Source organism: Pleomorphochaeta sp. (genome assembly GCF_050031695.1).
GTDB lineage: Bacteria > Spirochaetota > Spirochaetia > Sphaerochaetales > Sphaerochaetaceae > Pleomorphochaeta.
Map to the genome: position 1 here is coordinate 45,569 of NZ_JBNAIC010000024.1, position 14,321 is coordinate 59,889.

The 14,321-nt window shown below is 25.3% G+C and carries 13 protein-coding genes and 1 other RNA gene; 4 read left to right on the forward strand and 10 right to left on the reverse strand.

Annotation, left to right across the window (positions count from 1 at the left end):
* Positions 1-26: 26 nt before the first annotated feature.
* Positions 27-1,037, reverse strand: coding sequence for a LacI family DNA-binding transcriptional regulator (locus tag ACPKM0_RS05175; protein ID WP_472473958.1), 1,011 nt, complete (start codon positions 1,035-1,037; stop codon positions 27-29).
* Positions 1,038-1,195: 158 nt separating this feature from the next.
* On the opposite strand from ACPKM0_RS05175, the gene ACPKM0_RS05180 reads away from it, so the two are divergent.
* A complete protein-coding gene (locus tag ACPKM0_RS05180) occupies positions 1,196-1,339 on the forward strand; it encodes a zinc ribbon-containing protein (RefSeq protein ID WP_472473960.1) in 144 nt (47 codons plus the stop codon).
* 2 nt (positions 1,340-1,341) lie between these two features.
* Here ACPKM0_RS05180 and pelG read toward each other — a convergent pair whose 3' ends face one another.
* The 9 genes from pelG to ssrA form a co-directional block, all read right to left on the reverse strand.
* Positions 1,342-2,823 (reverse strand): exopolysaccharide Pel transporter PelG, encoded by a 1,482-nt coding sequence (gene pelG / locus ACPKM0_RS05185; protein WP_472473962.1) that lies wholly within the window; start codon positions 2,821-2,823, stop codon positions 1,342-1,344.
* Between the two features lie 14 nt (positions 2,824-2,837).
* Entirely contained in the window at positions 2,838-4,262 is a 1,425-nt protein-coding gene (gene pelF / locus ACPKM0_RS05190; protein ID WP_472473964.1) for a GT4 family glycosyltransferase PelF, read from the reverse strand.
* A 1-nt stretch (position 4,263) separates the two neighbouring features.
* Positions 4,264-5,229 carry a hypothetical protein gene (locus tag ACPKM0_RS05195; RefSeq protein ID WP_472473966.1) on the reverse strand — a complete coding sequence of 322 codons (966 nt, stop codon included), beginning with the start codon at positions 5,227-5,229 and terminating at the stop codon, positions 4,264-4,266.
* Entirely contained in the window at positions 5,229-6,485 is a 1,257-nt protein-coding gene (locus ACPKM0_RS05200) for a GAF domain-containing protein (RefSeq protein WP_472473968.1), read from the reverse strand. The genes ACPKM0_RS05195 and ACPKM0_RS05200 overlap by 1 nt, the downstream gene beginning before the upstream one ends.
* A gap of 17 nt (positions 6,486-6,502) precedes the next feature.
* A complete protein-coding gene (locus ACPKM0_RS05205; RefSeq protein WP_472473970.1) occupies positions 6,503-7,174 on the reverse strand; it encodes a DUF4956 domain-containing protein in 672 nt (223 codons plus the stop codon).
* Positions 7,175-7,190: 16 nt separating this feature from the next.
* Positions 7,191-7,871 (reverse strand): polyphosphate polymerase domain-containing protein, encoded by a 681-nt coding sequence (locus ACPKM0_RS05210; protein WP_472473972.1) that lies wholly within the window; start codon positions 7,869-7,871, stop codon positions 7,191-7,193.
* Between the two features lie 8 nt (positions 7,872-7,879).
* A complete protein-coding gene (locus ACPKM0_RS05215) occupies positions 7,880-9,526 on the reverse strand; it encodes a CotH kinase family protein (protein WP_472473974.1) in 1,647 nt (548 codons plus the stop codon).
* Positions 9,527-9,535: 9 nt separating this feature from the next.
* Positions 9,536-10,390 carry an endo alpha-1,4 polygalactosaminidase gene (locus ACPKM0_RS05220; RefSeq protein ID WP_472473975.1) on the reverse strand — a complete coding sequence of 285 codons (855 nt, stop codon included), beginning with the start codon at positions 10,388-10,390 and terminating at the stop codon, positions 9,536-9,538.
* Positions 10,391-10,503: 113 nt separating this feature from the next.
* Positions 10,504-10,879: a transfer-messenger RNA gene (gene ssrA, locus ACPKM0_RS05225) on the reverse strand.
* A 415-nt stretch (positions 10,880-11,294) separates the two neighbouring features.
* On the opposite strand from ssrA, the gene ACPKM0_RS05230 reads away from it, so the two are divergent.
* The 3 genes from ACPKM0_RS05230 (at position 11,295) to ACPKM0_RS05240 (ending at position 14,320) form a co-directional block, all read left to right on the forward strand.
* Positions 11,295-12,554, forward strand: coding sequence for an ABC transporter substrate-binding protein (locus ACPKM0_RS05230; protein ID WP_472473977.1), 1,260 nt, complete (start codon positions 11,295-11,297; stop codon positions 12,552-12,554).
* 69 nt (positions 12,555-12,623) lie between these two features.
* The gene (locus tag ACPKM0_RS05235) at positions 12,624-13,499 is read left to right on the forward strand and encodes a carbohydrate ABC transporter permease (RefSeq protein ID WP_472473979.1); all 876 of its coding nucleotides are present in this window, start codon (positions 12,624-12,626) and stop codon (positions 13,497-13,499) included.
* On the forward strand, positions 13,499-14,320 hold the full coding sequence (locus ACPKM0_RS05240) for a carbohydrate ABC transporter permease (RefSeq protein WP_472473981.1): 822 nt from the start codon (positions 13,499-13,501) through the stop codon (positions 14,318-14,320). The genes ACPKM0_RS05235 and ACPKM0_RS05240 overlap by 1 nt, the downstream gene beginning before the upstream one ends.
* Position 14,321: the final 1 nt, after the last annotated feature.

A 14,321-nucleotide genomic window follows, 5' to 3' on the forward strand; every position in this document is an offset into this window, starting at 1 on the left:
ATAAATTTTTGTCAATATTATATTTTCTATTTTACTGAAGATCCTTCATAAATTTTACATGAACAGGTTTCATGAATATTTGAAGAAGTAAAAATAGCATTAACAGTTTTTTCTGCTAACTCTTTTAAATCAAAGTAAACTGATGTAAGTTTTAGGTTATTTTTATAATTTAGTTTATCATTATCAAAGCCAATTAAAGATATATCTTCAGGGATTTTTAAATTTTTTTCATAAATAGCTTTCATAGCACCATATGCCATTATATCGTTACTACAAATTATAGCAGTTATATTTTTATTATTAAGTATTTTTTGTGTTGCAACGTATCCATCATATTCACAAAAATAACCCTTTTGCATTGAATTTGGTAATAAAGGTAGGTTGTTTTTATTCATTGTATCTATGAAACCATTACGTCTTTCAATAGATGAAAGTCTTGTATCGCCTTCTAAAAAACCTATATTTTGATGTCCTAATTTTATTAAATATTCAGTTGCTGTAGAACATGCTTGATAATTTAAGCAATTAACAGTTTTAATTTTGCTATCTTTGTTAAATTCACTATCAAATATATCAATTGCAACAATATTATAATTAGCTTTATGTAAATTAATTATTTGTTGATCTCTGTAGTCAAAACCAACATATATTCCACCTCTAATAAAGTTGTTTTTATAGTTGTTTTCTAACTTTACTAAATCTTTTTCATTATCAATTACATTTACTAAAACTAATTGATTTCTTTTTTTACATTCTTTTATTATAGAAAAAATGATTTGTGTATTGTAGGGAGAATTTAAACCAGACCAAGATGAATCAGTTTTTGTTGTAAATAAATCTGAAATAACCAATTCTATAATATCATTTGTATGTCCAGCTAAAGCTTTAGCAGAATAGTTAGGAGTGTATCCGTATTTATCAATTATTTCCATAACCTTTTTTTTTGTTTTTGAAGGTACATTGTCATAATTATTAATAACTCTAGAAACTGTACTTCTAGAAACTCCTGCTAATTTTGCAATCTCTTTGCTATTCAAAACATACTCCTAAATGCGTGTTTATAATATTATTATATTTAAACATTAAAATTGTCAATGAATCTTTATAAATGTAAAATTTTTGATATTTTTTTTAAGAAGTGTTAGACATCTAATAAAAATAGTGGTATACCTTAAAAGAGCTATGAGGTCTGATTATGTTTTATAAAGCTGGTGAACAACCTGGAAAAGGAATATATTACTGTACAAATGATTTTGAAAAAATAATACTGGATAGTGATAGTGATATTTTACCAAGTTGTCCTAAATGTGGTAATGATTTATATATAAAAGTTGATTAATATTATTTTTTATTTTCAGTATATTTTTTATGGGTATGTTTATTAAGTTTATCTGCTAATTTCATAAAAATATCTTTATCTTTTTCTATATATATTGGTTGGGTAGCAAATGTTGTATAATTAATATTTTTAAAAAATGAGATTAAAATAAATAATCCTATGAAAAATGTTAATGTTGAAGCTATTGTAAATCCATATCCAGCATATTTTATTGGTTGATGAAATGTAAAATAATATGAAAAACTGCTGTTTAATACAAAGAAAATAATAGCAACTATGCTAGCTTTTGCTCTTCTTTCAAAATATAGTAATACTAATATTATTACAAAAGCAAAAATATTAAACATAGTTCCAATTGCTGTTATTTGGAATATATTTCTAACTAAATAATTAATACCTAATTCTTTAAAAATTGGTTTAGATACTAAAATAAAAGTAATAGTTATTAAAATTTGAAATAAAAAAGTATAAAATAAATTATATGAAAGAGATCTTCTCATAACTCTTCTAGATAAATCAATATTTTTGTATGTTTCTGCTGAATTAGCTTGTCCATAATAATTTTTATAAGTTATATAAAATTCAGTTTCAATAATAACAAAAAATAAAACTAGAGTAGGTATTGTTGTTAAATAGGCAATAAATACAGCATTATCATAATAAGGTGCAAAAATAAAAGTATTATATATTTTTATCTGATATGTGCTAAACCACATAATAATATTATCACTCCATAGTCCTAATGTATAAAAGAAACCAACAAAACCAATAGCTTTATATTTACCTAAATAACTTATATAATCAAACTTATAAACATCACCATGGAAAAAAGTAGAGAATAGATTAAATAAAAATAAAACTAATATTGTGCTAAGTCCTATAACATAGGCAAATAGATAATTACTAGAAAGTTGTAAGTTTTCAAAAGGAATAGGGTAATCATTGAATATAAATATTAAAGCAATAGTGATTATTCCACCTATTAGATATGCTTTTGCAATTAATTTGTAATTTTTTACTGCACTTAGAAATATCATTAATATCCATATCATAGAAATAATAATAAAAAGATATGAAGAAATAATTTTATAGTATATAGGTATAGGTTTATTATAATAAAAAACAATAGAAATTATTAAGCTTAATACTAAAGTAAGATTGTTTACTCCAATAAAAGTAGATTTTACTCTATCATATTTTTTTTGGTATAAATTATCAGAAATGTATCTTGTAACTACTAGTTGAATTGGCGAAACTAATATTTGTGAAAAAATGAAACTATATACTATTGTTGCTGAAAATAGATTCCTCTCATCTATAGTAGCATCAGATAATCTTAATAATAATAATAATATATTAATTGATAATACACTTAAAATCCAAGGACCAGCAGCTATGAAAGATGAGTATAAATAAGCTAAGGCCCTATTAGTAAAGGTCTCTTTTTGAAACATCCTCTTTAGTGCAAAACCAATTCCTGCCATTTTTTTATACCACCTTACCTTATATGTTTTTTATATAATCTATCATAAATATCTCTATAGCTTTTTATTAAAACTTTATCATTATAAAGTCTTTTTACCCTTGCTAATCCATTTTCTCCCATTTCTTTTCTTAGTTTTGGGTTTTCTATTAATTTTAAAATAGCTTTTGCTGTATCACTAGGAGAAGCTAATTTTGTTACTATTCCACAATCGCCTTCAAAAGAATCTTTTTCTAATAAGTCTCTACAGCTACCTACATCTGTAGAAACAAAAGGTATTTTAGCAGCCCAACCTTCAAGTATAACTAAAGGTTGACCTTCAGAAATAGACGTTAATACTAAAATATCAATTTTTCCTAAATATTCTTTTATATTTACTCGTCCAGTAAAGATTATAGATTCTTCAAGATTTAATAGGTTTACTAGATTTTTACATTGTTGATAATAAGAAGGATCTTCGTCTGTTGGCCCCATTAAATAAAATATAATTTCACCTTCATATCTTCTTTTTACTATGCTAAAAGCTCTTATCATCGTCATTATGTCTTTTATAGGAACAACTCTAAGAATTGCTCCAACTATTATACCTTCGTGTTCAATTTTTTCTATATTTAGATTGTCATAATTAATACCATTAGGAGTAATTTCAGTTTTTTTTCTTTGAACTCCAAGTTTGATTTGTATATCTCTATTTGCATTAAAAAGGGAGGTGATTACATCAGCTCTTGAATATGCTGCATTAGATATTGAATAAAAGAAATCAATCCAGAACTTTTTATATATTCCTGTAACCCATTTAGCTTTTAATAATTCTTCTTCTCTTTCTCTTCCATATATACCATGCTCAGATAAAACATATGGTTTATTTGTTTTGATTGAGAACGATGTGGCTAAAATACCTGCATAACCTGTTGAAGAGGAATGAAATACATCAGCACTTTCACTTTCTTCTTGAATTAAATATATTAATGGGAGTAACATATTTCTTATAGTCCAAAAAAAGATATTAAAAATTTCTTTATCATAAAATTCTTGATAAAATTTTACTGTTTCATAAAAGAAAAATTTACTTTGTAAAAAATCAATACATGTTCCAACTCTTTTTTTATGCTTGAAGAAATTTACAATAAATTGCCAATCAACATCTTTTTTAATTCTAATCATTTTGATTAATTCTTTTTTTTCATTTTCAGATAATCTTGGATTTTTTTTAATTGTTTTGTGTTTAATCTTTAAAAAATCATCTAGAAAAATAGTTCTAACTTTAACAACATTATCTGGAATTTTGTATTTGTATTCTATTGTTTCTTTACTACTTGGCATTATTGAGACAATTTTGAAATCATGTTCAGGGAATGCTAATATTATTTGATTTATCCAACTTGATACACCACCAGCGATGTATGGATAAGATCCTTCTGCTATCATACATATAGTCATATTATTCATTCTCCTCAATAAAAAAATCTCTTAATTCTATTAATTTATCACTATTGTTTAATAATTTATCATCTATCTTTATTAATTTATCTTTTAATAGATTGAATTCTCCTTTTTTGTATAAAATATTTAATGTATTAATTTGTGTTTGTTCACTTTCTCCGTATTCTTTAATGATTTTTTCGTTAATTAACTCAGCATTATTTAAGTCAATAATTTGAATATATGTTTTAAATAATTCGCTTAGAATTTCTAATGTATAAGTATTATTCTTTAATTTAATATTTAATACATCAATATATTCTTGTCTAAATATATTAATACTATCTTCTTCAATGAGTGTTGAATTAATATATACTTTATAAGAATTTATTAGCTGATCTAAATATACCTCATTTTTACTGTTATTATATTTTTCTCTTAAGTAACTAATATTATTAGTTAATTCATTCTCTTTGCTGTTTAATAATGTTGCTGAATAATGTTGAACTTCTTTATCGTCAGATTCTAATCCTTTTTTTAAAATATTAGCATTGTTAATTCGTACAGAATATTGAGAGTCAATTAAAACTTCTTTTTTTCTATCAGGATCCATGTAGGATAGCATATCAATAAAACTCATTGTCTTGATTTCTTTTTCGTATTCAATTCTATTTTTTGATATATTTTCTAATTTTGCATCTATCATTTTCTCATAATCCATAATTAATTCATTATCACTAAAGAAATAATTTAAACTGAAATAAAATAAGAAATAAATAAAAGGCCCAATTATTGGCATAAATAATATTATATAGAAGGGGAGTTCATGTTTGTTGTTATCAATTTTCTTGTTAAGTTTCCATGAAATTGTATATATAACTACATGAAGAATTAAAATTATTAATAAATAATCTTGAGTTATAAAAAGAAATATAAATATTAATATATCTACTATCATTAACAAGAATAATAATAACTTTTTCATTAGCCCTCCAATGTTTTTAATTCAATTTTTGTAAGAGAATCATTAAAGTTATATTTTATTTTATCTTCTAAAATGAAAGAAAATGATTTCTTAGTGGCTGGCATTAAAAAAGTTAATGTATTGTTTTTGATATTATAATAAGCTATATCTACAGGGCGTAAAGTTTTTTGAACTAGCGTATCAATTTCTTTTATATCTAAATTTTTTACTCTATAAGCTAATAGGCAATAATCCATACCAAAATTATATTTTCGTCTTCTTTCAATTTCAATCCTCTTTTTGAAGAATGGAGCTGTTACTAATTTAGTGTTTTCTATATAAACTGTTTCTAATAAGTTTTCTACATATGTAGCTTTATCTAATGCTCTATTAATCCAATCAATAATTAATTGGAAAAGTTGGAAAGCATATTCACTAATCATGTCAAATTTCATACCTTTTATATTAATTACGGCTATTAGTTCGCCATTTCTAATTAAAGGAGCTGACATTAATGGAAGGTTATCATTTTTAGATTTACTAATGAACTTAACAACTTGTTTTTCATTATTTACTTTCTCAAACCATGTACAATTGGCTGCATCTATTGAATTTTTATCGTCTTCTACATCTCCATAAGTAATTTTAAGACGTAAGTAATTATTTACTTTATCAAAAGCGTATAGTGAAACATTCGTTACATGTAAATATTTTTTTAATACACCAATTGTTTCTGTGTATATATCTTCTGTTTCAAAAGTTTCAAGTTTTGTAGCTATATCATATAAGCTAATAATACTATCATCAGCACCGATGATTTGTTTTTTTAATTCTTGTTGAATCTTGTCTAAAGTTTCAAAATCTTTTTCAAGGTTGTAGTTTTCTTTTGTAAGAATTTGTATTTGTTCATCTTTATCTTTTTGTTTTCTCTTATTATTATCTCTAAATGCACCAAATATAAAAGCTATCCATAAGAAGAGTAATGGATATTTATAATATTGAAAGTTATTAATAAGTAAAGAAAAATCATCATAAAGTTGATAAAAAGTATAAATATAAAAGGAGCAAGAAATAATAGAAGAAACTGTTCCTAGTTGGATTCCATAACGAAGTCCCATTGCCATTGCTAAAAATAATAAAGGGTGAGGGTTTAAAAATAAATAAATATTTTGATTTGCTGGTCTTAAATAAAAGAATACATAAATTATTAAATTAATTAGTATTGTTTCTAATATGCTTACAACAGCTCTATATAATTTGCTTTCGGTAGGAATCAATATTTCTCTCCTAATATTTATTGTGCGAATTCTCCGTTATAACTAACTAAGGAAACATTTGATACACCTTCAATTTCAGATATATCTTGTATAAAATCAGTTCCCATTCCAGATAATTTTACTTCAACTGTTAATTCAATTAATCCTCTAGAAATAGTTTTAGATTTTAAAGTATAGTACAACTTATTTAATTCTGATGTTACATTTTCAGTTGCTTCATTATTATGATGCACAATAAGTAAATATATATTATTAGTATTTTTAAATTTAAGTAATAAGACTAATACTAATCCAATAAGTAATGAACTTAAAATTGATAAAGCATAAAGCCTTGCACCTGATGTTATTCCTATAGCAATAGCCCAAAACATGAATACGATATCTAACGGTTCTTTTACAGCTGTTCTAAATCTTACAATACTTAATGCACCAACCATACCTAAGGATAAAACTAAGTTAGAACTAATTGTCATTATTATTTCTGCTGTAATTAATGCCATTATAACTAAGGATACATTAAATTTATGACTGTACACATTACCACTATAAGTTTTCTTGTATATGTAAAACATAAACATACTTACTATTAGTGTAACGGCAATTACACTTATTATATCAAAAACTGTAAAATTCCCCAAAAATGATGATTGTAGGGCGCTGTTTTTGATTATGTCATTAAAATTAATCATTAAAAACCTCTCTTCTTTATTGTATTATATCTCTACATAGCAAAAATTTCGATACTGATAGTCTAGTTAAATTATATGGTTCTAGAATACTCTTAATATGCGTTGGTAAAAAGTTATTATATTTCACTTCTAAAATTCTAGAATACATTGGTGGAAGTTTATGTGTTATCATAGAATCTGAAAAAATATCTTTTTGTGGTTTAACTGCTTCAAGTTCAAGATCAAATGTAATTCTAACTTCATTATATGGAAGGGTAAAAGCTTCTCTATAATAATCTACAATAACTTTTGGTCTTAATAAGTTGTTCCTCGTCTCTATATAATAGCTACGTTTAACTAAGTTATCACTAAATGCATAATCATTAATATCACCATTATATAATCTATAATATTCTTCTTTATTGATGTCTGTTCCAATTTTATTTGTAAAATCTTGAAACTTCTTTTTTATTTCTAACTTTATTCTGTTATCTGAAAAGTTATAAATTCTAACTCTATATTTTTTTCTTTCTGATATCCCTGATAATTTTTCATAAAGTGCATTTTCATAAATATCATCAAAATATACACTTCTTATGTGATATCCTTTATTGTCTATTGAATTTTTATCTAAGTTCATGACTTTTGTTAATGAGTGTCTAATTCTCATATAATCATCGTATTCAACTAGGAATTTATGTTCATGTCTTAATTTCATAATTGCTCCTAATAGACATAAAATTCTTTTACACCATAATTATAAGTTATAGCCGTTTCATTTAGATATATATCAAAAGCATCACTAGTATTCCCATTAATATCATAAACTAGAACTTTATAATAATATCTACCGGGAGTTAATTTTTGTATTATTAATTCATTATCTTTTAAATTTATCTCCTTATATATTGTATTTTCAAAATCAGGGGTATCACTAATCTCAAAAGAATAATATATTGGATCTTTTTGGAAATCATATGATTCTGTCCAACTAAATTCAATAAAATTACCATTAATGTATGGGGTACTTAAGAAAAATGGCATTGGTCTTTCAATACTTTTATAAAAATTATTAATATTATTGTTTACTTGATTTTTTAAGTTGTTTATTGCTTGTGGTATCTCTTCATTACTCAAACTACTTTCTAGTGAATTGTCAGGAGCCCTTGTTAAATACTCATAGATAATTGGCTCGAATTCAGAAACATAAGTATCAATTTTTTCTTGATTGAATATTAATCTTAATTCTTCAACTTTGTTTATCAAATCTTCATAATTTTGATCATTTTTTAAGAATCTATTTATTAAAATAATTCCCCAATAGTTAGATATACCTGATTGCCAAATTGCTCTATCACTGTCATATCCACCCATAGCTTTATCATAATCCCAAGGTAAGAAATACCAAGTAGGGGAGTTTTCAGGACTGTAAATAAAATAATTTCTACTTTGTGTATCAATGTTATCCGTTATTATATTTAAGGCTAGCCAAGTTAATAAATTTTCTTTATCAAAATGTTCATCTATTACAGTATTAATGTTTATATTATAGTTATTAACATCATCTAACATGTTTAATAGTTTTTCGTGATTATCTTCACCTTTTATTTCTAATATTTCTTCAAAATCATCTTCATCATAATCAAAATCATCAACATTTAATAAAACGTCATTATATCTTCTAAATTCAAAATTTTCGATTTTATAAAGATAACCTTTTTTATCTAGATTATGATTTTCTAAATAATCTTTATCTATATTTTCTATTTGAGTAAACAACCCATAATCTACAAAATCATTTGTATAATCACCTTCACTGAAATCTTTTACAAAAAGGTGTACAAATTGAGTTCTTGCACTTGTAATATTTGGGATATCTTTTATCAACTCAAAAGTTAATTTGTTTCTAATTCTCAGATCATCAAAAGGGTGTTTATTTAAATTTACTGTAGTATATCCATTCCAAGGTGCTTTTGAATTTAAACTTACTTTATATGATTTTAGAGGAGAAAGTCTTGCAGACTGGCCTCTTAGTTTCATTGTTGCATTATAATCACTTTGTCCATAACCATAATAACTGCTTTTTAACTCTCCATTATATCCTTCTTGGAAAATAACTTTTAACTCCCCATCTTCATATTCTCTGTTCTCTAGGGACACTGAATTAATTTGGGAAAGTGTATAATTATATTTCTTATCTGATTTTTTAGGTTCTAAAACAGTTATATATATTTCTTTTATTTCATTAAAATTATCATTTAAATAAATGCTCTCATTATCAACTATTGTTGTATCTACTTTCTCTTCATTCGAGCAAGAAAGTAATAATGTATTAAAAATTATAATTATAACAATGAAATATTTTTTTTTCATTTTTCCCTCTTATCTAACTATTATATCCCATTTAGAATATCTATTTTCCATTTGGCTAAAAATGTAGTTCCAATTCATTTTTTTAACAAGTTTCCTATTTATTTCTTCATTGCTAAACGAAATTATATATACATTTGTCTTATATAGTTTAGCATATAAAAAGAGTTTCATAAATTTAATAATCGATTTTTTTTCAGTATTTATGAAGGGTGAGTCGAAATTTTCCCATAAAATTGCTGAAATATAATTTTTGCTAGTGCTAAAATAGCTTTCTAAACTTCTGTTTTGCATAATATATATATTTGGATATCTATTTTTTATTTTAATTAATAATTCTTTATAGCCTTTTAATAATTTAGATTGAAGTTCAATATTTGAATTATAATAATCAATCCAGTCTAATGTATCTAAGAATATTCCATCCATATTCTTAGATAAAATTCGTTTATCTATATATTTTAAAAGAATCTCTTGAAAATGTTCAGAAGATAAATCTCCTAAATAATTTTTATCATCTAAAGATTTTATCTTTTTATTATTAGAATCTGTTAAATAATCATTTTCTTCTAAATACGCTATTAACTCATCATCCCAATATCCAATTTCAACTAAAGAAATATATCCTATAACTTTAGAGTTGTTTTGATGAATTGTTTCAACATCACTTATCTCGAAAAAAGAAGCTTCAACAATATTTAAATCATAATTACTCATATCTGCTAATATATTGTTATTAATTTTATTGTAGTAAATACGAAAGGTTTGAGATGTTTGTTTATATGATAGAATTTTAATTATAAATGATATAATTATGATAAGTATCAATAATACTAATGATATATTTATATTATTTTTATCAATCATTTTTTATCCTTTTTTGTATATTTTACAAATCTAGTATAACCGATATTATACTATGAAAAAAATAAAGATGGTAAAAAAAAATAAAAACCACTAATTATCACAATTAATGGTTTTTTTGGAGGTGGGGGGATTCGAACCCCCGTCCTAACGTGCCACCCACTGGCGTCTACAAGCTTAGTTAATGATTTAAAGTGTCGAAATAAATTGGCTCATTAACAAACCTCTTTATAACCAAGTTGACTTAATTGTCCTTCTACACCATCAACACTTGTAAAAGTAAGCTCTTGAAGTCTTACAAGATACTTAAAGCTAAGAGCGGCACTCTAAATAACTTGTACGCAACTGCGACTAAGCAGCGAAAGCGTATTCTGCAGTTTCGAAGTATTCTTCGTCTTTTTTAGCAGTTAATTTGTTTTGCTAGTTTTAGGAGTTGGCGCTCCGCTTGCAACCACTGGCCTGATCTACGCCAGTCGAAACCGGTACACCCCCTTTCTTTATCAAAGGGTGTATTAATAATTTAATCAATTATTTAATTATTTTCAATGATAATTATTGAATTTATGATAAAAATTAATTCTTTTTATATATTTTTTAGAATATTATCCTATTTCTTAAAATGAAATTAAGTTTTTTTTAATCAACAATTAATATATATTTAATAAAAAAGTTATTTTATGCATAAATATGCAAAAAAAATGCAAAAAAAATAAACAAATTAACATAAAAATATGAACTTGTAATTTTATATAATTACTTACAGATAAATAAAATAAGATGATACAAATTAAATTAAGTTAAAAAAATGTTAATTATATTATAGAGCTAATTAAAAAATTGTAAATTGATTATATGTTCAATAATTATTTATTCTTAGTCTAAATTAATTTTAGAGGAGATAAAATTTATGAAAAAGATTATTGCTACAATTTTATTAGTACTACTTATTGGTTCTACTTCAGTATTTGCCAATGGTTCTAAAGAAACTTCAGACACAAAGAGTGAAGAAAAGACAGAATTATTATTATGGTTACCACCATTTGCTTCTAGCAGCGATGCATTAGATGAAACTTTTTGGAGTGAAACACTACAACCTTGGGCAGAAGAAAATAATGTTGATTTATCAATTGAAATTACACCTTGGGGTGGTTATGAAGAAAAATATTTAACTGGTTTTGCTTCAGGTGATGGTCCTGATGTTGGTTATATGTACATGCAAATGTTCTATGATTATATTCAAATGGGTGCTTTAGAAGATTTAGATAAATATTTCACTCAAGCTGAAAAAGATGAATATTACTATTATGACCAAGGAAATATGATGGGTGGTCAATATTGTTTACCATTTATTGTAGGTAATGCTCGTGTTTTATATGCTAACCAAGACATCTTAGATCAAGCTGGTGTAACTGAATTACCTGTAACTTGGGATGATTTTATTGAAGTTTGTTTACAAATTAAAGAAAATGTACCTGGTGTTATGCCTTTTGCTCAATCTTGGGCTGATCCATCAATTGGATTATTAGATGATAATTTCTTCCCATACTTCTGGCAAGCTGGTGGACAAATTTATAATGATGAAGGAACTCAACTAGCATTAACAGATACTGATGCTGCTTATGTTACAGCAAATTTCTTACATGATTTAAGATTCAAATATGATATTATTGATGAAGCACAACTCGGTATGACTAATGCAACAGATGAATTTATGCAAGGTAAAGCTGCATTTGTATGTATCGGTGCTAATAAAGCTAAATCTTTTGATGAAGCTGGTGTAAACTGGACTTTTGTACCATCACTAATGAAAGAAACTAAAGGTATTTGGGTTGCATCTGACTCATTAATCATGAACAGTGCAAGTGAAAATAAAGAATTAGCAGCTTCATTAATGAAAAAAATAACAAGTGCTGATGTAATGGCTAAATATCATACTGAAATTGCACAATTTACTCCAATCTCAAAATCAGAACCTTATAATGATAATCCAGCATTTAAAGAAATGTATGAAACAGAAACTGAATTCTTCCATACATTACCTGTTGCTAAAGCTTCTGCAACAATCTTTGATAATTTATGTAAAAATTTACAATTAATGATGATGGGCGAAATCTCACCTGAAGAAGCTATTGATAGAACTGTTGATTATTCTAAAAACGTTCTTTAATTAATATTTTAAATTATCTAGGAAAGAGGAAACTCTTTCCTAGGTATTCATTTTTGGAGTTATAAGTTTATGAAAAATAAAAAAGATGCTATAATGGGTTATTCATATATATTGCCAAGTTTTATATTAATTAGTGTGTTTTCAATCATACCAATATTTATGAATATTTATTATAGTTTTACTCAATTTAATGTTATTCAAAGTCCAAATTGGGTTGGTTTAGCTAATTATGCTAGATTATTAAAAGATCCTTATATAGTAGCTTCTTTAAGAAATACCTTACTATTTACATTGATTACAGTTCCTTTACAGACTATTTTTGCTCTTATTATTGCAGCATTATTAGCTAGTAGTTTTCAAAATAAATTAGGTGGTTTTATTAAAAGTGCAATGTTTGTTCCTGTAATTGCTTCAGCCGTACTAGTAGGTACTTTGTGGTCTATTTTTTTAGAACCTTATGGCTTAATGAATTCTATATTAAATTTCTTGCATTTACCGTCTGTTAACTGGTTAGGTGGTAAAAATTCCTCTCTTCTTTCTGTTTGTATGGCAACTGTTTGGAAAAATGTTGGATATTTTTTAGTAATATATTATGCGGGAATAATGGATGTCCCAAAAGAATTGTATGAGGCTGCAGAAGTTGATGGAGCTTCAAAAATACAACAATTTATTCATATTACAATTCCATCGCTTTCTTCAGTAACATATTTGATAGTTACACTTGGCACAATTTGGTCTTTCCAGGTATTTGATATGGTATTTACGATGACAAATGGTGGCCCTGGTATGTCGACTGTAACTTTAGTACTTACAATATATAATGCTGCATTTAAGAGTTTTAATATGGGATATGCTGCTGCTATTGCTTTATTAATGTTTGTTTTAGTTATAGTTCTACAGGCACTTCAAAAGAGATTTTTAAGTGAAAAAGGAGAAAACAAATAATGATTAAATCACATAAAAAAAGTATTTCATATTATATAATATTAGTTTTATTGGTATTTGGAGCTTTAGTTGCTATATTTCCATTCTTTTACATGGTTTTAATTTCTTTAACACAAAAAGATATGTTAAATTTTGATTTTTCTAATACAACTTTTAATTTAGTTAATTATGGAAAAGTAATAGCGGGATTTAATTTATTAGTAAATTTAAAGAATTCAATTATTATAACAGTATCTTCTTGTATATTAAATGCAATTATTTGTTCAATGGCTGCTTATGTTTTTGCTAAAAAAGAATTTCCATTTAGAGACAAAATATTTGCAATATATTTAGCTACTTTAATGATTCCAGGACAGGTAAAAATGATACCAACTTTTGTAATTATTAAAAATTTAGGACTCATGAATACTTATATAGCATTAATCCTTCCAATAATTAATGCATTTGGTGTATTTCTAATTCGTCAATTTATGGTTAATGTTCCTGATGATTTATTAGATGCAGCTAGAATTGATGGTTGTGGAGAAAATAGGATATTTGTATCAATTGTTATTCCTTTAGTAAAACCTGTTTTACTTTCATTAACAATATTTACATTTATAACAAGTTGGAATGATTTCTTATGGCCTTTAATCATTGCATCAAAACCTGCAATGAAGACTTTAACTCTAGCAATTGCTGCTTTAAAAGGATCATATTCAACAAACTATGGTTTAGTTATGGCTGGAGCAACATTTAGCTTTTTACCTCCTTTTATATTATATGTATTTTTACAAAAGCAATTTGTAGAAGGTATAGCATTAAGTGGAACTAAAGGATAAA

Coding starts and splice junctions, on each gene's coding strand:
- ACPKM0_RS05220 (WP_472473975.1), bottom strand. CDS start 10,390: ATGATTGATAAAAATAATATAAATATATCATTAGTATTATTGATACTT.
- ACPKM0_RS05180 (WP_472473960.1), top strand. CDS start 1,196: ATGTTTTATAAAGCTGGTGAACAACCTGGAAAAGGAATATATTACTGT.
- ACPKM0_RS05235 (WP_472473979.1), top strand. CDS start 12,624: ATGAAAAATAAAAAAGATGCTATAATGGGTTATTCATATATATTGCCA.
- ACPKM0_RS05205 (WP_472473970.1), bottom strand. CDS start 7,174: ATGATTAATTTTAATGACATAATCAAAAACAGCGCCCTACAATCATCA.
- ACPKM0_RS05230 (WP_472473977.1), top strand. CDS start 11,295: ATGAAAAAGATTATTGCTACAATTTTATTAGTACTACTTATTGGTTCT.
- ACPKM0_RS05210 (WP_472473972.1), bottom strand. CDS start 7,871: ATGAAATTAAGACATGAACATAAATTCCTAGTTGAATACGATGATTAT.
- ACPKM0_RS05215 (WP_472473974.1), bottom strand. CDS start 9,526: ATGAAAAAAAAATATTTCATTGTTATAATTATAATTTTTAATACATTA.
- ACPKM0_RS05240 (WP_472473981.1), top strand. CDS start 13,499: ATGATTAAATCACATAAAAAAAGTATTTCATATTATATAATATTAGTT.
- ACPKM0_RS05195 (WP_472473966.1), bottom strand. CDS start 5,229: ATGAAAAAGTTATTATTATTCTTGTTAATGATAGTAGATATATTAATA.
- pelF (WP_472473964.1), bottom strand. CDS start 4,262: ATGACTATATGTATGATAGCAGAAGGATCTTATCCATACATCGCTGGT.
- pelG (WP_472473962.1), bottom strand. CDS start 2,823: ATGGCAGGAATTGGTTTTGCACTAAAGAGGATGTTTCAAAAAGAGACC.